This is a genomic window from Paraburkholderia sp. BL18I3N2 (genome assembly GCF_003001875.1).
Classification (GTDB): Bacteria; Pseudomonadota; Gammaproteobacteria; order Burkholderiales; family Burkholderiaceae; genus Paraburkholderia; species Paraburkholderia phytofirmans.
In genome coordinates, this window is sequence record NZ_PVNC01000018.1 from 73,833 (window position 1) to 94,563 (window position 20,731).

Annotated in this window: 16 protein-coding genes and 2 pseudogenes; 7 read left to right on the forward strand and 11 right to left on the reverse strand. The window is 63.3% G+C overall.

The window, feature by feature from the left end; translation table 11 throughout:
* The first annotated feature begins 12 nt into the window (after nt 1-12).
* Complete coding sequence (locus B0G75_RS31820) at nt 13-1,287, forward strand: EmrA/EmrK family multidrug efflux transporter periplasmic adaptor subunit (protein WP_106313976.1); 1,275 nt, start codon at nt 13-15, stop codon at nt 1,285-1,287.
* A 19-nt stretch (nt 1,288-1,306) separates the two neighbouring features.
* Nucleotides 1,307-2,881, forward strand: a pseudogene (locus B0G75_RS31825) (DHA2 family efflux MFS transporter permease subunit); the annotation flags it as partial.
* 128 nt (nt 2,882-3,009) lie between these two features.
* Here B0G75_RS31825 and truB read toward each other — a convergent pair.
* The 9 genes from truB to B0G75_RS31875 form a co-directional block, all read right to left on the reverse strand.
* Nucleotides 3,010-3,945 (reverse strand): tRNA pseudouridine(55) synthase TruB, encoded by a 936-nt coding sequence (gene truB, locus B0G75_RS31830; RefSeq protein ID WP_106314046.1) that lies wholly within the window; start codon nt 3,943-3,945, stop codon nt 3,010-3,012.
* A gap of 94 nt (nt 3,946-4,039) precedes the next feature.
* Entirely contained in the window at nt 4,040-4,405 is a 366-nt protein-coding gene (rbfA, locus tag B0G75_RS31835; RefSeq protein WP_042324072.1) for a 30S ribosome-binding factor RbfA, read from the reverse strand.
* 215 nt (nt 4,406-4,620) lie between these two features.
* A complete protein-coding gene (infB, locus tag B0G75_RS31840; protein WP_106313978.1) occupies nt 4,621-7,581 on the reverse strand; it encodes a translation initiation factor IF-2 in 2,961 nt (986 codons plus the stop codon).
* A 93-nt stretch (nt 7,582-7,674) separates the two neighbouring features.
* The gene (gene nusA / locus B0G75_RS31845; protein ID WP_012432652.1) at nt 7,675-9,150 is read right to left on the reverse strand and encodes a transcription termination factor NusA; all 1,476 of its coding nucleotides are present in this window, start codon (nt 9,148-9,150) and stop codon (nt 7,675-7,677) included.
* Nucleotides 9,147-9,605 carry a ribosome maturation factor RimP gene (rimP, locus tag B0G75_RS31850; protein WP_012432651.1) on the reverse strand — a complete coding sequence of 153 codons (459 nt, stop codon included), beginning with the start codon at nt 9,603-9,605 and terminating at the stop codon, nt 9,147-9,149. Before rimP ends, nusA begins: the two co-directional genes overlap by 4 nt.
* A 533-nt stretch (nt 9,606-10,138) precedes the next feature.
* A complete protein-coding gene (rluB, locus tag B0G75_RS31860) occupies nt 10,139-12,019 on the reverse strand; it encodes a 23S rRNA pseudouridine(2605) synthase RluB (RefSeq protein WP_106313980.1) in 1,881 nt (626 codons plus the stop codon).
* Nucleotides 12,020-12,083: 64 nt separating this feature from the next.
* Nucleotides 12,084-13,268 (reverse strand): SMC-Scp complex subunit ScpB, encoded by a 1,185-nt coding sequence (scpB, locus tag B0G75_RS31865; RefSeq protein ID WP_106313981.1) that lies wholly within the window; start codon nt 13,266-13,268, stop codon nt 12,084-12,086.
* 357 nt (nt 13,269-13,625) lie between these two features.
* On the reverse strand, nt 13,626-14,852 hold the full coding sequence (locus tag B0G75_RS31870; protein ID WP_106313982.1) for a pyridoxal phosphate-dependent aminotransferase: 1,227 nt from the start codon (nt 14,850-14,852) through the stop codon (nt 13,626-13,628).
* 393 nt (nt 14,853-15,245) lie between these two features.
* Nucleotides 15,246-16,148, reverse strand: coding sequence for a LysR family transcriptional regulator (locus B0G75_RS31875; protein ID WP_106313983.1), 903 nt, complete (start codon nt 16,146-16,148; stop codon nt 15,246-15,248).
* A 409-nt stretch (nt 16,149-16,557) separates the two neighbouring features.
* On the opposite strand from B0G75_RS31875, the pseudogene B0G75_RS31880 reads away from it, so the two are divergent.
* Together B0G75_RS31880 and B0G75_RS41565 are read left to right on the forward strand one after the other, a co-directional pair.
* A pseudogene (locus tag B0G75_RS31880) lies at nt 16,558-16,953 on the forward strand (transposase); the annotation flags it as partial.
* Between the two features lie 294 nt (nt 16,954-17,247).
* Entirely contained in the window at nt 17,248-17,502 is a 255-nt protein-coding gene (locus tag B0G75_RS41565; protein ID WP_106313984.1) for a hypothetical protein, read from the forward strand.
* Nucleotides 17,503-17,811: 309 nt separating this feature from the next.
* Here B0G75_RS41565 and B0G75_RS31890 read toward each other — a convergent pair whose 3' ends face one another.
* A complete protein-coding gene (locus tag B0G75_RS31890) occupies nt 17,812-18,135 on the reverse strand; it encodes a hypothetical protein (RefSeq protein ID WP_106313985.1) in 324 nt (107 codons plus the stop codon).
* 266 nt (nt 18,136-18,401) lie between these two features.
* Here B0G75_RS31890 and B0G75_RS31895 point away from each other — a divergent pair, with 266 nt between their 5' ends.
* The 3 genes from B0G75_RS31895 (at nt 18,402) to B0G75_RS31905 (ending at nt 20,124) form a co-directional block, all read left to right on the forward strand.
* Nucleotides 18,402-19,121, forward strand: coding sequence for a YdcF family protein (locus B0G75_RS31895; RefSeq protein WP_374956936.1), 720 nt, complete (start codon nt 18,402-18,404; stop codon nt 19,119-19,121).
* A 249-nt stretch (nt 19,122-19,370) separates the two neighbouring features.
* Nucleotides 19,371-19,610, forward strand: coding sequence for a hypothetical protein (locus tag B0G75_RS31900; protein ID WP_106313987.1), 240 nt, complete (start codon nt 19,371-19,373; stop codon nt 19,608-19,610).
* A gap of 256 nt (nt 19,611-19,866) precedes the next feature.
* Entirely contained in the window at nt 19,867-20,124 is a 258-nt protein-coding gene (locus tag B0G75_RS31905) for a hypothetical protein (protein WP_007182306.1), read from the forward strand.
* Between the two features lie 84 nt (nt 20,125-20,208).
* Here B0G75_RS31905 and B0G75_RS31910 read toward each other — a convergent pair whose 3' ends face one another.
* Complete coding sequence (locus tag B0G75_RS31910; protein ID WP_106313988.1) at nt 20,209-20,499, reverse strand: putative quinol monooxygenase; 291 nt, start codon at nt 20,497-20,499, stop codon at nt 20,209-20,211.
* Nucleotides 20,500-20,731: the final 232 nt, after the last annotated feature.

Genomic DNA, 20,731 nt, shown 5'->3' on the forward strand with positions numbered 1-20,731 from the left:
CGGAGCACATCAATGAGCACCACCCAACAGCCCGCGGCAACTACACAGCCGACTCAATCGGCCCCGCAGCCGACGCAACCGCCAGCGCAACCACCGGCGAACAACGGCAAACGCAAGCGCATGATGACGCTGCTCGTCATCGTGATCCTGATCGCCGCGATCGCTTATGGCCTGTACTACTTCCTCGTCGCGCGCTTCCATGAAGACACCGACGACGCGTACGTGAACGGCAATGTCGTGCAGATCACGCCGCAAGTCACCGGCACGGTCGTCGCCGTGAACGCGGACGACACGCAAACGGTGAAGGTGGGCGACCCGCTCGTCGTGCTCGATCCGGCCGACGCCCGCGTCGCGCTGGAACAGGCCGAAGCGAATCTCGCGCAGACCGTGCGTCAGGTGCGCGGCCTGTTCGCCGACGACAATCAATACCAGGCGCAAGTGGCCCAGCGTCAGGCCGATCTGTCGCGCGCCCAGGACGACCTGAAGCGCCGCATGACGGTCGCGCAAACCGGCGCCGTGTCGCAAGAAGAAATCTCGCACGCCCGCGACGCCGTGAAGAGCGCGCAAGCCGCCGTCGACGCCGCCCAGCAGCAATTGAACTCGAACCGCGCGCTGACCGCCAACACCACGATCGCGAATCACCCGAACGTGCAGGCCGCCGCCGCGAAGGTCCGCGACGCGTACCTGAACAACGCGCGTAACAACCTGCCGGCGCCTGTCACCGGTTACGTGGCGAAGCGCTCGGTGCAGGTCGGCCAGCGCGTCTCGCCGGGCACCCCGCTGATGGCGATCGTGCCGCTCGGCGGCGTGTGGGTCGACGCAAACTTCAAGGAAGTGCAACTCAAGCACATGCGCATCGGCCAGCCGGTCGAACTGACGGCCGACGTGTACGGTTCGTCGGTGGTGTACCACGGCAAGGTGGTCGGCTTCTCGGCGGGCACGGGTTCGGCGTTCTCGCTGCTGCCCGCGCAGAACGCGACCGGCAACTGGATCAAGGTGGTGCAGCGTCTGCCGGTGCGGATCGCGCTCGATCCGAAGGAACTGGAACAGCATCCGCTGCGTATCGGCCTGTCCATGCAAGCCGACGTCAGCATCAAGGACGACAACGGCGGCCAGCTCGGCCAGGCGCCGAACACGGTCTACCAGACCGCCGTGTTCGAGAAGTACGGTGACGAAGCCGATGCGGAAATCGCCCGCATCATTTCGCAAAACGCCGGCCCGAACGGCGGCTCGCAAAAGTCGTCTCAGGCCGACGGCGCGAAGCCTGTCGCAGCGAAGGTGATGTAAGGCACGCGACGATCCAGACAAGGCTTTTTTAATGGCTCAGGCTCAGGCGCAAGTTCCTCATCCGCCGCTCGAGGGCGCGCAACTGGTGATCGGCACCATAGCGGTGTCGCTCGCCGTTTTCATGAACGTGCTCGACACGTCGATCGCCAACGTATCGATTCCCTCGATTTCGGGTGACCTCGGCGTGTCGTCCGACCAGGGCACGTGGGTAATCACCTCGTTCGCGGTTGCCAACGCGATCTCCGTGCCGCTCACCGGCTGGCTGACCGAACGCATTGGCCAGGTGCGGCTGTTCATGGCGTCGATCATCCTGTTCGTGATCTCGTCGTGGATGTGCGGCCTCGCGCCGACCCTGCCCTTTCTGCTCGCTTCACGCGTATTGCAAGGCGCCGTGGCCGGTCCGATGATTCCGCTGTCGCAAACGCTGCTGCTGGCGAGCTATCCACGCGCCAAAGCGCCCATGGCGTTATCCATGTGGGCGATGACCACGCTGATCGCGCCGGTGGCCGGCCCGATTCTCGGCGGCTGGATCTCGGACAACATCTCGTGGCCGTGGATTTTCTACGTCAACATTCCGGTCGGCGCGATTGCCGCCGGGGCGACGTGGATGATCTTCCGTAATCGCGATTCGATCATCAGAAAAGCGCCTATCGATGGCGTCGGTCTCGGCCTGCTGATCGTCTGGGTCGGCTCGCTGCAGGTCATGCTCGACAAAGGCAAGGATCTCGACTGGTTTTCGTCGACAACAGTCGTCGTACTGGCGCTGGTCGCGGTGATCGCGCTCGCGTTCTTTATCGTGTGGGAATTGACGGCCGAACACCCGGTGGTGGACCTGTCGCTATTCAGCCGGCGCAATTTCACGGGCGGCACCGTCGCGCTGTCGATCGGCTATGGCCTCTATTTCGGCAACCTGGTGTTGCTGCCGTTGTGGCTGCAAACCGATATCGGCTACACCGCGACCGAAGCCGGTCTGGTGATGGCGCCGGTCGGCCTGTTCGCCGTCCTGCTGTCGCCGATCACCGGCAAGATTTTGCCGCGCACCGATCCGCGCTATATCGCGACCCTGTCGTTTCTGGTGTTCGCGCTGTGTTTCTGGATGCGCTCGCGTTATACGACCGGCGTCGATACGTTTTCGCTGCTCGTGCCTACCTTGATTCAAGGGATCGGTATGGCGGGGTTCTTCATCCCGCTGGTGTCGATCACCCTGTCGGGACTGCCGGGCAACCGGATTCCGGCGGCGTCGGGCCTGTCGAATTTCGTGCGGATCATGTGCGGCGGCATTGGCACATCGATTTTCCAGACAGCGTGGGATCACCGCACGATCATGCATCACGCGCAACTGGCCGAACAGGCTAACGCGTACAACCCGGTGTTCGACCAGTCGATCCGCCAAATGGGCGCGGCAGGCTTCAGTCAACCGCAGGCATACGGCCTGTTCAACACGATGGCGACGCAGCAGGCCGCGCAACTTGGTGTGAACGATCTGTTCTTCGTGTCCGCCGGGATCTTTATCGCGTTGATCGCGTTGATCTGGATCACGAAGCCAGAACGTGCCGGTGGCGACGCGGGTGCGGCGGCGGCAGCGGCGCACTGAGTTTCCGGCTCAAGTCCGTATCCAGCAAAACGATATAAAAAAGGCGGGACCGCTTCTTGAGCGGTCCCGCCTTTTTCTTTGCAGCGCGTTTGTCGCGCGTTGCGCCACCTACAGGGCATACAGGGCGTTCAGCTCTCCGTCGTGACGACCAGCCGCTCGGGCGCCAGCACGCCCTCGCCTTGTTTGGCGACGCCAAGCAGACGCCCTTGCTCCGCGTACACCCGGACGCGCGGTGCATTCACTGCATCGCCCGTGATGGTCAACTCGGACAGCTTCAACCGCTGGCCGTGCAGGAAGCGGCGCGTCGCGTCTTCATTCAACCGCACGAGCGGGAACGTCGACAGCAACGCATCCACCGGTTGCAGCCATGCATCGCGTTCGCTTTCGGCCGCATCGGACAACGCGTCGAGCGTCACCGAATTGTCGAGCGTCAGTGCGCCGACACCGGTGCGCCGCAGCGCCACCAGATGCGCACCGCAACCCAACGCTTCGCCGATATCCTCGGCCAGCGTGCGCACATACGTGCCCTTGCTGCACGTCACGCGAAACGTTACGTCCGGCAATGCGCAGGCGAGCATCTCGAGCGCGAGGATCGTCACCTGACGCCCCTCCCGCTCCACCGTCTGGCCCGCGCGCGCGTATTCGTACAGCGGTTTGCCGTCGCGTTTGAGCGCCGAATACATTGGTGGAACCTGCGTGATTTCGCCGAGGAATGTCGGCAGAACCGCCAGAATCGCGGCCTCGTCGCAGGTTACTTCACGCGTATCGATCGCTTCGCCTTCGGCGTCGCCGGTGGTCGTGCGGACACCGAGACGCATGGTGGCCTCATACGTCTTGTCGGCTTCGAGCAGGTCCTGCGAAAACTTGGTGGCTTCGCCGAAACAGAGCGGCAGCAAGCCTGTGGCCAAGGGATCGAGCGTGCCGGTGTGGCCCGCCTTTTTCGCCAGATAGAGACGCTTCGCGCGAATCAGCGCGTCGTTGCTCGACAGGCCGAGCGGCTTGTCGAGCAACAGCACGCCGTCGAGCGCGCGACGCGGCACGCGGGGACGTTGAGGTGCGGTCATGTCAGAAAGACGAAAGTCTTCGAAGGATACGGGAAACAGCGCTGAGCGCATGGCGACTCAGGCATGGCAGCGAGCGCCACGACAAACAGCGCGCTCAGTCTTCTTTCGCGCGATTCGCGTTGGCTTCGTCGATCAAGCGCGACATCTCGACGGCGCGCTCGATCGTCTTGTCGTAATGGAAATGCAGCGTCGGCACGGTATGGATATGCAGGCGCTTGAACAGCTGATTATGCAGATGGCCGGCCGCATGCGTGAGCGCTTCGAGAGTCTGCTGCGGATCGCCGGTGAGCGTCGTGAAATAGACCTTCGCGTGCGCATAGTCAGGCGTCAGCTCGACGCTTTGAATCGTGACGATGCCGATGCGCGGATCCTTGACCTCGCGCAGCAGCTCGGACAAATCGCGCTGGATCTGATCGGCGATCTGCACGTTGCGATTGGGAGAAGAACGTTTTTTAGGCATGGTGTGATGTGATCCGTTCTGACGGATGCAAAAAGTGATTCGCGCTGCCGCGTTTTGGGCTTTTATCCTTGCGGCATTCAAACTGCCCGGATGACCAGACGAAACTCGGCCGCAGGCGCTTTGCGCGACGGACACGAACAAACCGCGTGGCCCCAAAAACAACGGGCGGAGCGGGCGTTAAAGCCCGCTCCGCCCCTAGAGCCGTGCCGCGTGAATTACAGCGTACGCGCGACTTCGGTGATCTCGAAGACTTCGAACTGATCGCCTTCGACGATATCGTTGAAGTTCTTGATCGACATACCGCACTCGAAGCCCTGACGGACTTCCTTCACGTCGTCCTTGAAGCGCTTGAGCGAATCGAGCTCGCCCGTGAAGATGACGACGTTGTTGCGCAGCACGCGCACCGACGACGAGCGCTTGACGAAGCCGTCCGTGACCATACAGCCGGCCACCGCGCCGATCTTCGGTACCTTGAAGACCTGGCGCACTTCGACCGTACCCGTGACGATTTCGCGCTTCTCCGGTGCCAGCATGCCCGACATCGCGGCCTTCACCTCATCTACTGCGTCATAGATGATGTTGTAGTAGCGAATATCGACGCCGTTGCTTTCCGCCAGCTTGCGAGCCTGCGCGTCCGCACGGGTGTTGAAGCCGATGATGACCGCCTTCGAAGCCGTTGCCAGGTTGACGTCGGACTCGCTGATGCCACCCACGGCGCCGTGCACGATCTGCACGCGCACTTCGTCGGTAGAAAGCTTGAGCAGCGACTGCACCAACGCTTCTTGCGAACCTTGCACGTCGGCCTTGACGATGAGCGGCATGTACGCCACTTCGCCTTCGCCCATCTGTTCCAGCATGTTTTCGAGCTTCGCGGCCTGTTGCTTGGCCAGCTTGACGTCGCGGAACTTGCCTTGACGGAACAGCGCGACTTCACGCGCCTTGCGGTCGTCCGGCATGACGATGACTTCTTCGCCAGCTTGCGGCACTTCCGAGAGACCCTGAATTTCGACCGGGATCGACGGACCCGCCGACTTGGTCGGCTTGCCGGTTTCGTCGAGCATGGCTCGCACGCGACCGTAGGCGCTACCTGCCAGCACCACGTCGCCGCGGTTCAGCGTACCCGACTGGACCAGGATCGTTGCGACCGGACCCTTACCCTTGTCGAGCTTCGCTTCGATGACGAGACCCTTGGCCGGTGCTTCGACCGGTGCCTTCAGTTCCAGCACTTCGGCTTGCAGCAATACGTTTTCGAGCAGATCGTCGATGCCCGCGCCGGTCTTGGCCGACACCGACACGAACGGCGAATCGCCACCGTATTCTTCCGGCACGACGCCTTCAGCGACGAGTTCCTGCTTGACGCGGTCCGGATTCGCATCCGGCTTGTCGATCTTGTTGATCGCGACGACGAGCGGCACGCCGCCGGCCTTCGCGTGAGCGATCGCTTCCTTCGTTTGCGGCATCACGCCGTCGTCGGCTGCGACCACCAGAATCACGATGTCAGTTGCCTTCGCACCGCGGGCACGCATGGCCGTAAAGGCTTCGTGACCCGGCGTGTCGAGGAACGTGATGACGCCGCGCGGCGTTTCGACGTGGTAAGCGCCGATGTGCTGCGTAATCCCGCCCGCTTCGCCCGCTGCAACCTTGGCGCGGCGGATGTAATCGAGCAACGACGTCTTGCCGTGGTCGACGTGACCCATGACCGTGACGACCGGCGGACGCGGCAACGATTCCGCATCGGAGATTTCGCCTTCGACCAGCATGGCTTCCGGATCGTCCAGCTTGGCCGCCACCGCGTGGTGACCCAGTTCCTCGACGATGATCATCGCCGTTTCCTGGTCCAGCATCTGGTTGATCGTGACCATCTGGCCGAGCTTCATCATCGACTTGATGACTTCCGACGCCTTCACCGCCATCTTGTGCGCCAGATCGGCGACCGTGATGGTTTCCGGCACGTGCACTTCACGCACGATCGGTTCCGTCGGCGCCTGGAACGTGGTGTTCTGATCCTGATGCTTGCCGCGACCCTTCGGGCCACCGCGCCAGCCGCGATCGACACCGCCGCTCGTATCGCCGCGCGTCTTGATACCGCGGCGCTTTGCGGCGTCGTCCTGCCAGCCGCCCTTGCCGCCGCCCGGCTTCTTCTTGTCGCCGGCAGAAGGCGTGGTCGTGGCAGCCGGAGCCGCAGCAGCCGGCTTCTTCGCTGCCGGACGCGCCGGTGCTTCACCAGCCGGACGCGCCGGCTTGTGCAGCGTGCCCTTGGCTTCCGCGGCCTTGGCCGGCTCAGCGGGCTTCGGTGCCGGTTCCGGCGCCTTGACCTGCGCCTTGCGCGGCGTGTTCATCATTTCGCGAATCGCGCGCGCTTCGGCTTCAGCCGCGGCACGGCGCTTGGCGATCTGTTCCTGCTCGGCACGCGCTTTTTCAGCAGCCTGACGCGCTGCGTCTTCTGCTTTCTTCGCGGCTTCGCGTTGCGCGGCGCGCTCTGCTGCGGCGCGCTCGTCATCCTGCTCGCTTTGCTTGGCGACCGCCGGCTCCGCTGCCTTGGCAGCGACCGGTTCAGCCTTCGCGGCCGCGGGTTGCGCAGCTTGTGCCGGCTTGGCAGCCTGTGCCTGCTCGCGAGCTGCCGCCTCGGCCGCAGCACGCTTCTTCGCGGCTTCTTCTTCGGCGCGGCGCCGCTCGGCTTCAGCAGCCGCTTCGCGCGCCTGACGTTCCGCTTCTTCGCGTTCGAGTTGTTCCTGACGCGCCTTCAGCTCCTGAGCCTGCTTTTCGAGCAGCTCGGCTTCGTGACGAGCTTCCTCTTCACGACGCTGAAGTTCAAGATCGTCGACGTCGGCCTCGGCCACATGATTCGATGCATCTCCGTTTTCAGCGGAGGTTTCGTCGCGGCGGACGAAAGTGCGCTTCTTGCGCACCTCGACCTGAATGGTGCGAGCTTTGCCCGTCGCATCGGATTGCTTGATTTCCGACGTATGCCGTTTCGTCAGCGTAATCTTGCGCTTGTCAGCATCAGTCGAGCCGTGAGACTTGCGCAAGTGGTCGAGCAGACGCGCCTTGTCCGTTTCGGACAAGCTGTCGTCTTCGCTCGCTTTTGTGACGCCCGCCGCCTGCAGCTGCTCAAGCAGCACGCCTGCAGGCATTTTCAGTTCCGCGGCAAATTGGGCTACGTTGTTACTCGCCATTCATTCCTCTTAATGCAAGGACCGATTCCTTGCGGTTAGCATCGGGTCATGCGGCCTGACGGCCGCTTCAATTTAGTGCGCCATGGTCATTTCTCACTGGAACCAGTGTTCACGTGCTTTCATGATCAACGCCTTAGCGGCATCCTCTTCCATTCCGGTCATCTCGACCAGTTCATCCACAGCCAGTTCGGCGAGTTCGTCGCGCGTCTGGATCTGATGTTCGGCCAGCTTGGCGAGCAGGTCGGCGTCCATGCCGTCCAGGCTCTTCAGGTCGAGTGCTACATTTTCGACCTTTTCTTCATTCGCGATTGCCTGCGTCAACAGCGCGTCGCGCGAGCGGTTACGCAGTTCGTGAACGGTGTCTTCGTCGAATGCTTCGATTTCGAGCATTTCGTTGAGCGGCACATAAGCGATCTCTTCGAGGCTCGTAAAGCCTTCGTCGATCAGGATGTCGGCGACTTCTTCGTCGACATCGAGACGCGCCATGAACAGGTCACGCAATACGCCGCGCTCCTGATTCTGCTTTTGCGCAGATTCGTCCGGCGTCATGATGTTGATCTGCCAGCCGGTGAGTTCGCTGGCAAGACGCACGTTCTGGCCGCTGCGGCCGATCGCGACCGCCAGTTCGTTTTCGTCTACGACGACGTCCATCGAATGTTTTTCTTCATCGACGACGATCGACTGGACGGCTGCCGGCGCGAGCGCGCCGATCACAAACTGTGCGGGATCCTCCGACCATAGCACGATGTCGACGTTTTCGCCACCGAGCTCGTTACGCACCGCCTGCACGCGCGAACCGCGAATACCGACACACGTGCCAATCGGATCGATGCGCTTGTCGTACGCGACCACGCCGATCTTCGCGCGCACGCCTGGATCGCGCGCGGCCGCCTTGATTTCCAGCAGGCCTTGTTCGATTTCCGGCACTTCCATCTCGAACAGCTTCATCAGGAATTCGGGAGCCGTACGCGACAGTTCGATCTGCGGACCGCGCGCGGTGCGATCAACCTTTGCGATGTAGGCACGCACGCGGTCGCCCACGCGCAGGTTTTCCTTCGGAATCAGCTGATCGCGGCGCAGCAGCGCTTCGACACGGCCGGTTTCGACAATGAAATTGCCCTTGTCGAGACGCTTTACCGAGCCGGTCATGATGTGCTCGCCGCGCTCGAGGAAGTCGTTCAGAATCTGTTCGCGTTCAGCGTCGCGCACCTTCTGCAAGATTACCTGCTTGGCGGCCTGCGCACCGATACGGCCGAATTCGATCGACGGCACCGGTTCCTCGATGAATTCGTCGAGCTGAATCTCGGGCTTCTGTTCGCGTGCTTCGAACAGCAGGATTTCCTGATCCGGCTCCTGCAAACCGGCTTCGTCCGGCACCACTTTCCAGCGTCGAAACGTTTCGTGTTCGCCGCTTTCACGATCGATCTGGACGCGAATATCCGCGTCTTCTTCGAAGAGTTTCTTGGAGGCCGAAGCGAGGGCCGCCTCGAGCGCGGCAAATACCACGTCTTTGTCGACGTTCTTCTCGCGTGCCAGCGCATCCACCAGCATCAACACTTCGCGACTCATTGTTTGCGGCTCCTAAAGTCAAACTTCGGAACGAGGCGTGCCTTATCGATATCCGCGAGCGTGAAATCGAGCATCGCGGCGCCTTCCTTCCCTTCAAATTCCAGACCGATCGTCTCGCCTTGCGGAGCATGCAGGATGCCCCGGTACGATTTCCGTCCGTCCAATGGCTTTTTCAATGTGATTACCACTTCGCTGCCTGCGAAGCGTTCAAAATCCGCCAGTTTTTTCAGCGGGCGGTCGAGCCCCGGCGACGATACTTCAAGCCGCTCGTAATCGATATTTTCGACCGTCAAAACGTGCTGGAGCTGACGCGTGACTTTCTCGCAGTCTTCGATCGCGATGCCGGCCGGCTGGTCGATATAGATACACAACATGCCGCGCCCGGTGCGCTCGAGATCGACGAGCTCGTAGCCGAGTCCCACGACCGTGGTTTCAATCAGTTCCGTCAGTTGCACAGTGCCCTCTTAGATGTTCGCGCAGCGAGCCTGCCGCTTGTTTTGCAAACAACCAATGCGGGCCGCGCGCCAAGCCGGCGCACGTTCGTGCTACCCGAGATGCCGAACCACTGAGAACTGCGCGGCAAAAAAAAATGGGCTAAACGCCCATCATCTTATTACCGGTGGTCGCACCTGAGCCGCACATAAAAAGCCGCACGCCCAGCGACTCCGCGATTGTAGCCATTTTTCAGGACAAACGCAAACCGCAGAACGCCGCCCAACGCGCTTTTCCGCTTGATTTCATGGGAATCTTGCAACGATATGACGGCGCTTTGCTCTTTTGCAAGGCGGCTCACGCCGCCCCTAACCCGCAGCCGACACGCGGAGCGAATGAAATCCGCCCCCACTTCCATTTACGCCGCGGTTTTATGCATCACATGAAATGCGAGCGGCGCCAAGCCAATGGCGTTCGTCGATCGACTCTGACGGTCGCCGGCGAAAGATCGATAAAAAAATCCGCGGCTGACCGGCATGCTTGGCTGGCGTAATGCTCAGCGGCCGCGCGAACGGCCGCGAGGTGCGCCGCCGCCACGATTGGCGCCGCCGGCGTTGGCGTTGCCGCCGCCCGCGCGGTTGCCGGCGCCGCCGCGATTGCCACCCGACCCGCGGTTGCCACCGCCGCTACCCGGATTCGGGCCGCCGCTGCCGCCGGCGCGCTTGCCGCCGCCAGCCGCACGGTTGCCATTGTTCGACGGTGCGCGGTTGCCATCGACTTCACGGCCGCCACGCGGGCCGCCCGCGCCGCCGCCCATCGGGCCGCTGAAACCGCCGGCGCCGCGTCCGGCCCCGCGATTGCCGTAACCACCGCCGAAACCGGCACCCGCGCCGCCACCGACGCCGCCGCCCGCCGCACCGCGCCGGCCTTGACCCTGGCCACGCGGTTGCTGCTGGTCGAAGCGGCCGTGCGACATCAGCACGGGTTCGCGGCTGATGAAGCCCATCGACGTCTGCATCGGATCCGGCTGCTTGCGTTCTGGCGCTTCCCGGCGACCGCCCTTTTCTTCAGTCGGCGCCTTCAGGCCGACCGACGCCATCAGCGCCCGCACCTGGTTGTCTTCGAGTTCTTCCCAGCGGCCGCGCTTGAGACCCTTCGGCAGCGAGATCGGGCCGTGACGGGTCCGGATCAGGCGGCTGACCATCAGGCCGGCCGCTTCGAACATACGACGCACTTCGCGGTTACGCCCTTCGGCGAGCGCGACGTGATACCAGTGATTCGTGCCTTCGCCGCCGCCATCGCGGATACGCAGGAAGTTCGCCGGGCCGTCTTCCAGCTCGACGCCGTTCAGCAGCTTCTGACGCATGCCTTCAGCCAATTCGCCGACCACGCGCACCGCATATTCACGTTCGACGCTATAACGCGGGTGCATGAAACGGTTCGCCAGATCGCCCGACGTGGTCAGCATCAGCAGACCTTCGGTGTTGAAGTCGAGACGGCCGACCGCGAGCCACTTGGCGGTTTTCATCGGCGGCAGATTGTCGAACACCGACGGACGGCCTTCCGGATCCGCGTGGCTGACGATCTCGCCGGTCGGCTTGTGATACAGCAGCACGCGCGGCGGCTTGTTGGCCAGCTTGCGCTTGACCGGCTTGCCGTTGATGCGGACCTGGTCGGTCGGCATGATGCGCTGGCCGATGTGAGCCGGCTCGCCGTTCACCGACACGCGGCCGGCGACAATCAGTTCTTCCATGTCGCGACGCGAACCCATGCCGGCTTCGGCCAGCACCTTGTGCAGCTTCGGCGCATCGTCGTCCGCCGCGAGCACGCGCTTGGGCGCGGCCGGCTTGCCACGGCGCAGCATCGGCGCGCGCACGCCGCCGGTGGCGCTGTTGTCGGCGTCGAACGCGGGCGACGTGACGTACGAGAACAGATCGTCCTGACCCGCGACTGCCGCGGCTGCCGGCGCTTCACCGCCGCGGCGGTTGTTTTGACGCTGGCCGCCTTCGCGCGGCTGACGCTCGCGTTGACCTTCCCGCTGACCTTCGCGCGGCGCGCCGTCACGCGGTGCGCCCTCGCGCTTCGCGCCGGCTGCATTGCGGCGCGGCCCCTGACCCTTGGCGCCCGCATCCTTGCGCGGCATACGCACTTGCGCGACGACTTCGCCGTCCGGCGGCGCCTCGGTGACGACCGGCGCCCCTTGCGCGGGCGCGCCTTCGGCGCCCTTCGTCTTCGCGCCGGCGCGGCGCCGCGCGATCAGGCTGCGCGGGCCGCGACGCAGGCCGCGGCGCGGACGGTCTTCGCCGTCTGCTTCCGTGGTCTGCGCCGGGCGCTCGCCCTCGCCTGCCGACGCTTGCGTGGTGCGCGTTTCGTCAGCCCGCGCCGACGGCACGGCGCGCTCGGATTCGGACGAATCGGTGTCGTGGGTATGTGTCAAAACAACCTCAAAATGTCAGGTCGCGCACGCCCGTTGCGGGCGTGGCAAAAAAAGTTCGGTTACGTCAGGCGCTGCGCGACTCGGGTTCGTCGTCGGTCAGAATGCCTGCGTCCTGCGCCGCATCGCGGCGATCCACAGGATCGCCGTGCGCCGCCTTGGTCGGGTTCGGCTCGGCGGCGTGCTCCGTATTGCGGAGTACGCCCGAGTCGTGCGCGGGTATTGCCGGATCGGCCTGGGAGACCGGATCGTGATTCTCTGCGGACTCGGCGACGCCGGTCTGCGGTACAACGTTCGCCGGGGGTGCCGTTTCAGCGTGTTCGTGTGCGGCCGGCCCGGCAGCGTCTTCCGGATTAGTCCCGGATGAAGTCGATGCGTTTTGCGCCGCGACTTCCAGTGCGCTGTCGGCCGACTGCGCCGATTGCACTGGCTCAGGGTACTGCGCCTTATGCTGTTCAGCGAGTTGGTCAGCGATTTCTGTTCCTGCCGCCTCGTCTACTGCTTCAAGCGTACTGCCTGCGGCATGGCCGGCTGCTTCAGCGGAGTCGGATTGCGGCGCTTCGTTTGTAGCTTGCGGAATATTCTCCGACTCGCCATCCACAGTTGCGCTTACAAATTCGCCTGCTCCAACTACCACGCCGGAATCCACCCGCTCTTCTTCCGGAGCCAAAGCTTGTGCGACATCGGCCTCGGCGAACTCGATTGCGTGCTGACCGAGCAGATCCGCGTTCAACTGCGCCGACGGATCGGCAAGCGGCGGCAATTCGTCCAACGCCGTCAGCCCGAGGTCGTCGAGGAACTGCCGCGTGGTCGCGTACAGTGCCGGGCGACCCGGTACGTCACGATGGCCGATCACTTCGATCCAGCCGCGATCTTCGAGCTGCTTGACGACCTGCGTATTCACCGTCACGCCGCGAATCTCTTCAATATCGCCGCGCGTTACCGGTTGCCGGTATGCAATGATCGCGAGCGTTTCGAGTACCGCGCGCGAATATTTCGGCGGTTTCTCAGGATGCAAACGATCCAGATACGAACGCATCGCGGGCTTGCTTTGAAACCGCCAGCCCGACGCCAGCCCGACCAACTCCACACCGCGCCCAGACCAGTCCTGCTTGAGGTCTTCGAGCAACGTCCGAACGGTGTCTGCCGACACGCCGTCGGCAAAGAGCTTGCGCAACTCGCCGAGCTTTAACGGCTCCTGCGCGCAGATCAAGGCAGTCTCGAGGACGATCTTCGCCTCTTGGGTATTCATGCAGCTAGGTCAGACCCTGTGGTCAAAGAACCGGATCAAACAGACGATGTGGAACTGAAGACGCGCTCGCCCGATTCTGATCGGTCATATTGATGGGAGCACGCACCGGGGGGAGGCGAAACAGACAATCGAGCCAAACCCAGCCGGACGGAGCAGCGAAATTCCTGAAGGGAACCGCGTGACTGAGCGCCATATTACGCAAAAACAATCAGTGCGTAAAGACGAAATCCCCCGCGCATTTTCCAAACGTGATCTCGAGGACGTGCTTTAGTCAAAAAGCGGGCTTAATCTGATAAAAACCCGCTTTCTTCGGCTGTTTGTCGCCCGGTTGGTTCGATAGCTCTACGCAGCCGCCTTTCACTGGGCCGTTGCGTGCTGCGCCAGGAAGCGCTTCAGGCGCTCGACGCCCGCGTCCAGCCGCGCCGTGTCGCAGGCGTAGCACCAGCGCACGAAGCCCTCGCCTTGCGGACCGAACGCGCTGCCCGGCGCCACGCCGAGCCCGACGTCACGCACCATCGCCTTGCAAAGCTCCAGACTGCGCGAGGCGCCCGGCATCGAGAAAAACAGGTACATCGCGCCGGGCGGCACCTTGACGTCGACGCCGGGCACCGAGGCAAGCGCGCGCACCAGATGGTCGCGCGACGCCTTCAGGTCGCGCACCAGTTCCCGCGTAAGGCGCTCGCCCTGCTCGATGGCCGCGATACCCGCCTGCTGCACGAAGGCCGGCGCGCACGAAGTGTTGTATTCGACGAGCTTGCCCAGATCGTCCATCAACGAGGCGGGCGCGACGATCCAGCCGAGCCGCCAGCCTGTCATCAACCACGCCTTCGAAAACGAATTGACGCAGATCACGCGTTCGTCGCGGCTGGCCAGATCGAGGAACGACGGCGCCGTACGCGAGGCTGCGGCGGCCGCGCCGGGCTCGGCGTCCGCATAGTAAAGGCGCTCGTAGACTTCGTCCGCCACGATCCAGATGCCGTGGCGCCGGCAATGCGCCAGCACGGCCCGCTGCTCGTCGCGGCTCATCACCCAGCCGGTCGGATTGTTCGGCGAGTTGATCAGCAGCATTTTCGTGCCGGGCGTCAGCGCTGCCAGCAGTTGCCCGAGGTCGAGTTGCCAGCCGCGCTCGCCGTAGCCCAGTGCGACCGTTTCGACATGCGCGCCGAGAATTTTCGGAATCTCGACCAGATTCGGCCAGAGCGGCGTCACCGCGACGACGCGGTCGCCCGCGCCCACCACGAGTTGCGCCGCGAGCATCAGCGCATTGACGCCCGCGCTGGTTACCGCGATGTGCCCGGCCGACGTCGTGCCGTGCAGTTCGCTGACATAGCCCGCCAGCGCTGCGCGCAGCGGTGCGATGCCGAGATTGTGCGTGTAGAACGTCGCGCCGGCCGCGAGCGATGCGCTAGCGGCGTCGCGAATGAAGGCGGGCGTGACGCGGTCGGATTCGCCGAACCAGAACGGCAGCACGTCGGCGACGCCGAAACCGGCGTTGGCCACTTCGCGGATCTGCGAAGGACGCAGCGCGCGCACGGCATCGCGCGCGTTCGGGATGGATGGCACGGGCAGATCCGATTCGCTCATCGAGGGTTCCAGACGGGTCAAGGGTATGGGTTGAAATTCAGCAGAGGCGATAGTTTAGCTTGGTGTCCCTTTTTGGACGCGAAGTCGGGGGATGAGAATGCGTGGCAAGGCGATCGGGCGCGGACGGGTTGCGGCCGGGCGCCATACTGCTGGCAGTTGGCCGGGTTCGTCCAGGAAGCAACGTACGCTCGAGATCCGCGCCCGATCGTTCCGTCGCACGGTCCGAGCCCTGAGGGCGTCGCACGCATCACGCGGCGGGACTCTTGCTGCCCACGCGAATATCGTCCTGCCTGCGCGACCGCAGATTCGCCACCGGCGGGAATATCGCACTCCCCCGCGCCGCCCGCGCATTTGCCGCCCGCAGGAACATCGCAAACGTCCGACAACCACAAACTAGTTCAAATCCTCCGCCCTGCCCGGCAACTGGCGAATCAGTCCCCACACCGCCTCCGCTGCCGGGGACAGCGAGCGGTCGCGCCGCCGCACCAATTCGACCGTACGCTCCGCGCGCGGCACGAGCGGCCGGGCCACCAGCGCGGCGCCCGCCGGCAGGGGCAAGGCCAGCCAGGGCAGCACGCTCACGCCGACGCCCGCCTCGACCAGCCCGAAAACAGTCGCGGAATGCCCCAACTCCTGCACCACCGGGGCGCTCACGCCGTATTCCTGCATCGCGGCGTCGATGATCGGCCGGCTGCCCGACGCGTAATCGAGCATCACGAGTTGCTGGCCGTCCAGGTCCGTCCACGCCACCCGCTCCTGCGCCGCCAACGGATGATCGTCGCGCGAGACGACGCAGAACGAATCCGTCATCAGCGATTCGCTCAGCAAGTCATCGGCGGAAAACGGGCCGATGATCACGCCGAAGTCAACCTCGCCCGACTTGACCTTGCGCACCACGTCGCTCTGCACGTCGTCGCGCAAGCCGAGCGCGATATAAGGGAATTGCTGCCCGCACGCGGCCACCACGCGCGGCATGAGCCGGCATGCCACCGTCGGGCTGGCGGCTACCACCACGCGTCCGCGGCGCTGTTCGCCGATTTCGCGGATCTCGCGCAGCGCGTCGTCAAGGTCCGTCAGCAGACGCGACACGCTCGACACCAGGTTTCCGCCCACGTCCGTGAGTTGCACCTCCCGGGTGGTGCGATCGATCAGCTTGAGCCCGATCTCGCTCTCCAGTTCCCGCACGCAACGGCTGACCGCCGACTGCGTCAGGCCGATTTCATCGCCGGCGCGGCTGAAGCTCTGCAAACGGGCCACCTCGATGAAAACCCTTAGCTGGCGCAGCGTGACATTCATTTAACGACCTCATCAATTGCATCATTTAATGCGTATTGTAAGGCCAAAGACGGCACCGCATCTGCGCTTTGCGGTTTCGCTGCAATGCAGCAATAAGGCGCAAACGCACGCTGGTCGGGCCTGATTGCACAAGATTGGTGATTGTCCTGATTTGCGAGATGGGTTTTTTGGATTCTTATACGCCCCTAGCTAGCGCCCGCGCTGGCCCGCTGTCACAGGGCTTTCAGGCGGTTGGACTCAACTTGGCACACTTCCTGCATTTAGATGCGGACAAGGGTCGGCGCCATGATTCTGACTGCATAGCAGACCGTGGCAAGCCCGACCCTCCTTGGCACTCGCCTATCGAGTGCATGGAGAGTGCGCGGCGCGGGGCAGCGCACCGGAGTTAGCTTCGCTGAGGTGAAACATGATGCTGTTCGACGATTTGAGAGACAACGAGTGGGCGCTGGTCGAGGCGTTGTTCTGTGCGGAGCCCGCACGGAGCGAACGGCGCGGTCGGCCACGCGTGGAAGCGCGCGCGGTTGTCAACGCCGTGCTGTGGGTGCTATCGACAGGCGAAGGCTGGTCCAAACTGCCGGGCCGCTATCCGTCGCCGCCGACTTGCCGCCGTCGTTTCGACGAGTGGCAGGCAGATGGTACGCTCGCCGAAATAGTTAAGCGACTCGGCACGAGCGGCCGTGAAATTTCGCTGCGCGGCCGGATTGGCGCGACCGCGGCGAAACCGCCGGCACCACCGAGCCGTGACCGCCTGCGCGGCGCATTCTGGACCAATCCGGAATCGTGGCGCGCGCCGGTCAAGATGGCCTGACGCGAACTGCTTTTGCTCCGGGCGCCTGCGGCGCCCGGCATGTATCAAACCCAGGTCGACGCGTCTTCACGCACGCCGTACCTGTCATGGGCACCGCTCTTCGGCGCGCCCAACACAGTCGTCTCCTGCCATTGCACCCAGCCTGCCTGCGCGCTGCTTCATACGTCTGAAGCAGCGCGATAGTTGCTGGTGAAACATCCATTTACTATTACTTACAGCGTGCTTTCGTGACTGGGCATACCTTATGTGTATGCAAACAGGCCTTCTCGATCGGCTTGACGGGAGTTCAGCATGAAACCAATGTCACTGCTTCTGTGCGGCATTGTCGTTTCATCAATGGCCGCACCGGCGCTTGCCCAGCAGCGCCAACAGGCTTGGAACTGGAGGCCGGATCGTCCGGCTACCATTGAAGCCTGGCAGCAAAGCGATACGCGCGCCCGGGACTTCACCCCGCCGGCGCCGCGCGGAGATTTGCGCGGCGATATCGCCAGCAATGTGCGTACGCGACCCGAGGCGCCCCGACAGGATCCGACGCGCCGGCGTTAGGCGGAGTTGGGCGTGACTGGCGGCCGTGCGCCGTGCTCGCGAAACTCCGTGGCGCATATCGAATAATTGGGGGAACCACCACGCGTTGTACCAGTCTGATTTAACGCCATCAGCACAGCGTGGCAGTAGTAAATCCGGTACGCCCGTATCCTCGCGATACGGGCTTTTTTTTGCAGTGTCGTTGCGTACTAAAGCCCGTGGACGCGCAAGACTAGGCGCTGCACAAGTGTAATGAGGCGGAGACGCAGGAATGGGGCACCGCCAGCCGCTCAAAGCGGCCGGGAAACAACGCCTGCCAGCGCGCCGGACCTAGGGCCGGACTTCGAGCGCGGCGGTAGGCCGCGTGTCGGCGGTGGCGACGACGTAGTCGTTCATGCGCTGCGCTGTCCAGGTGAGTAGACGTTCGTCATGGGCGAGCCGCGCAAACTCGGCTCTGCCGCGCTCTGTGAGCACGGCGATGTCGACAGGTGCGTGGAAACCCGGAGCCGGCGCGACAGTGCGCTGCCGAACGGTCTCCATCAAGCCTAGTGCGCGAAGATATTGGAAAACACCCGGCCTTCTAGCCCATGGGACCTGGCGATATTGCGCCCGCCGCAGCGCTTCAAGTACCGCTTCGTTGGAATACGTGGTCATCTCACTTCTTTCTTAAAGTGCAGCTATGACACATTTATGCCCAACACGTCACCGCGCCACCAGTGACGCGCGTAGCACCCGCCCTTGGCTGGAAGCTGACTGCAACGTGTGCAGTCGAATTCCGCCAGGTGCTGCCTGGTCTCGTTTTCGGAACCCCCGTCTGAACGGCATGTTAGCGTTCTGTCCAAGAGCCGGCGATGCAACCGCTGCGGCGCGATAGCAAGCCCGTGGATTTGTCCCGAAAGACATACGTTACCCCATTTAAATTGATTCTATTCACTTTATTAGCGCTTTTTTTTGCAGCAATCGTGCTATGGAAAGGCGCCCGCCGCCCTCTCGCCATCTTCACGGTCGCCTTCTTCTGGCTGCTCGCCGCCGGCTGGCTCACCGCACCCTTGCTGCGGTTGGCGCAGCCGCACTGGCGTACGGAGACGCCCGCTACGTTCGCGCCGCGCACCGCGATCATCATGCTGGGCGGCGGCACGATCTACGGCGACGATCAGGTCCTCATGCCCCCGCGCGACGTGCTTGCGCGCATTGCGACGAGCGCCGAGTACTACGCCGCCTGCAAACGCGCGGCGGATACCTGCCACGTGATCGTGAGCGGCGGCAATCCGCAGCGGCATCGCGCGACCGAAGCCGACACGTATCTGCCTTACCTGCTGCGCCGACAGGTACCGCGCGCTGACATCGTGCTGGAAAACAGAAGCCGCACGACCTACGAAAATGCGCGCAACGTCTCCAGCATTCTGCAGGGCTCACGTTACGATTCGCTGATCCTCATCACCTCCGCCTATCAGATGCCGCGCGCCTTGCTCGACTTCCACCGCTTCGGCCTCGCGCCGCAGCCGATGATCTCGAACGCGATAGGCGCACGTCTCGGTGTACTACCGCGATATGACAATCTGGCGAGTGCGGAGATCGCGTTACACGAATTGATTGGCATCGCGCAATTTCATGTCTATCGCGCGATCGGCTGGTTCTGAAATTGAAGCCGCATTACAGAACGATTATTTAGAGATGCCAATAATGCGCTTGAGCGGAGATACGTCATCGTGACTCTCCCGTCCGGGTCACCGCGCATCGGAATTGGCGTCAAGGCGTAACCAGATGTAACGAATTGTCATTGCAGTTACAAAACCCCCCGTTGGAGCGGATATTGCTGACTAGAATGCATTGTCTTTCCGTTTGGACAGGCAAGTACTCGGGTCCACAACCACTCTGCGGAGGTAGCAATGAAGAAAGTGTCCCTGGCGATCCTGGTTTCCCTCAGTGCCGTAACGGGCGCGGCCTATGCGCAGGACAACGGCGTCATGATGAGCACCGATCCGGCCAAGGCCGCCGACGTCGAGCAGCGTGCGCAAGATTTGCAAAACCGGCAGCAAGCAATGGAAAGCGCACCGGCTGCGCCGATGAAACACCACAAGGGAAGCATGCGTCACAAGAAAGCTCCCAAGGCCGACGCCGGCTCCTGAGCGCAATTACCCGACTCACCTGCGGCCGCGCCGCGAAGGTGAAAAGCCGAAGCCGGCACCGCCGGCTTCGGCTTTTTTGTTGTTTAATGGGTTGGCGGAGGACTCGCCAGACGCGGAGCCGCGCGGCGCGCCGACTCGGCCCGCGCCGACGGCTCGAGGCCTCGCGGCGCCCGGCTGGCGGTGTGCTAAAGTCGCGCACCGACCGGCGCCTGGCCGGAATCCCCTAACCCGTGCGCACCTTGGTGCGGAGGACAGCATGAGCAACATCCAGCTTGATATCGAATGGACTGAAGCAGCATCTCGCAAAATCGAAAAACTGATGCCGCGCGGCGGTCAGGAAGCGTTTCTGGCGCTGCCGCCCGTCGAATGCCTGCCGATGGAAGGCGACGTGCTGTTTCTCGGCCCGGACGGCAAGCAGCAGCCGTTCATCGTCGCGGAACGCCAGTATCACCATGACGGCGACGCCGACTGGACCATCATCCTGATTCTCGACGTTCCGCAAGCCACGCATTAAAAACAAACCGCGAGCGCCGTCCCGGGCTGATCGTGCCCGGCGGTGCGCTCGCCGCTGTGCACGCTCTGCAATTCGCCTGCGGGTTCAGGCGATTTTCGACACGACGCGAATCTCCGCGTGTTCAACCCAGTCCGCCACCGCTTTCCTGTACGCCTCGATGTGTGCGGATTTCGCATGCACCGCCAGCGCTTCCTGACTTTCCCAACGCTCGACAAAAACGAACCGGCGCGGCTCCTGCAGGTCGCGGTGCAGATCGTACTGAAGCGCTCCCTGCTCCTTGCGCGTCGGCCCGACGAGCCCTTCGAGCGCCTGGCGCAGTTGCTCTTCATAGCCCGGCTTCGCCACCGAGATTGCGACCACGGCGATTTCCGACATGCCTGACCTCCCTTTTTACGAAAAGCAGCAGCATACCCGGCGCTCGCTAAAGCTGCAGGCGGCCCGCGCGCAAACCAGCGGCGTGCCAGTCAGCCGTCGTCTGCGCTGACCAATAACCGGTCCGAGCATCCATCCGTCTGAGTTCCGTCCTTGCCTGGAGTTTGGCGGGTGTCCGCTTGCCGCCCTGTTACGCTCGGTTTCATACAGGCGATTGATTGCACCAGCGCGCATT

What these genes read in the sequence shown, in the direction of transcription:
- rbfA (WP_042324072.1), bottom strand. Translation starts at nt 4,405, where the DNA reads ATGCCTAAAAAACGTTCTTCTCCCAATCGCAACGTGCAGATCGCCGAT.
- B0G75_RS31870 (WP_106313982.1), bottom strand. Translation starts at nt 14,852, where the DNA reads ATGAGCGAATCGGATCTGCCCGTGCCATCCATCCCGAACGCGCGCGAT.
- scpB (WP_106313981.1), bottom strand. Translation starts at nt 13,268, where the DNA reads ATGAATACCCAAGAGGCGAAGATCGTCCTCGAGACTGCCTTGATCTGC.
- truB (WP_106314046.1), bottom strand. Translation starts at nt 3,945, where the DNA reads ATGACCGCACCTCAACGTCCCCGCGTGCCGCGTCGCGCGCTCGACGGC.
- B0G75_RS31890 (WP_106313985.1), bottom strand. Translation starts at nt 18,135, where the DNA reads ATGACCACGTATTCCAACGAAGCGGTACTTGAAGCGCTGCGGCGGGCG.
- B0G75_RS31905 (WP_007182306.1), top strand. Translation starts at nt 19,867, where the DNA reads ATGAGCAACATCCAGCTTGATATCGAATGGACTGAAGCAGCATCTCGC.
- B0G75_RS31900 (WP_106313987.1), top strand. Translation starts at nt 19,371, where the DNA reads ATGAAGAAAGTGTCCCTGGCGATCCTGGTTTCCCTCAGTGCCGTAACG.
- B0G75_RS31875 (WP_106313983.1), bottom strand. Translation starts at nt 16,148, where the DNA reads ATGAATGTCACGCTGCGCCAGCTAAGGGTTTTCATCGAGGTGGCCCGT.
- B0G75_RS41565 (WP_106313984.1), top strand. Translation starts at nt 17,248, where the DNA reads ATGAAACCAATGTCACTGCTTCTGTGCGGCATTGTCGTTTCATCAATG.
- B0G75_RS31910 (WP_106313988.1), bottom strand. Translation starts at nt 20,499, where the DNA reads ATGTCGGAAATCGCCGTGGTCGCAATCTCGGTGGCGAAGCCGGGCTAT.
- B0G75_RS31820 (WP_106313976.1), top strand. Translation starts at nt 13, where the DNA reads ATGAGCACCACCCAACAGCCCGCGGCAACTACACAGCCGACTCAATCG.
- infB (WP_106313978.1), bottom strand. Translation starts at nt 7,581, where the DNA reads ATGGCGAGTAACAACGTAGCCCAATTTGCCGCGGAACTGAAAATGCCT.
- nusA (WP_012432652.1), bottom strand. Translation starts at nt 9,150, where the DNA reads ATGAGTCGCGAAGTGTTGATGCTGGTGGATGCGCTGGCACGCGAGAAG.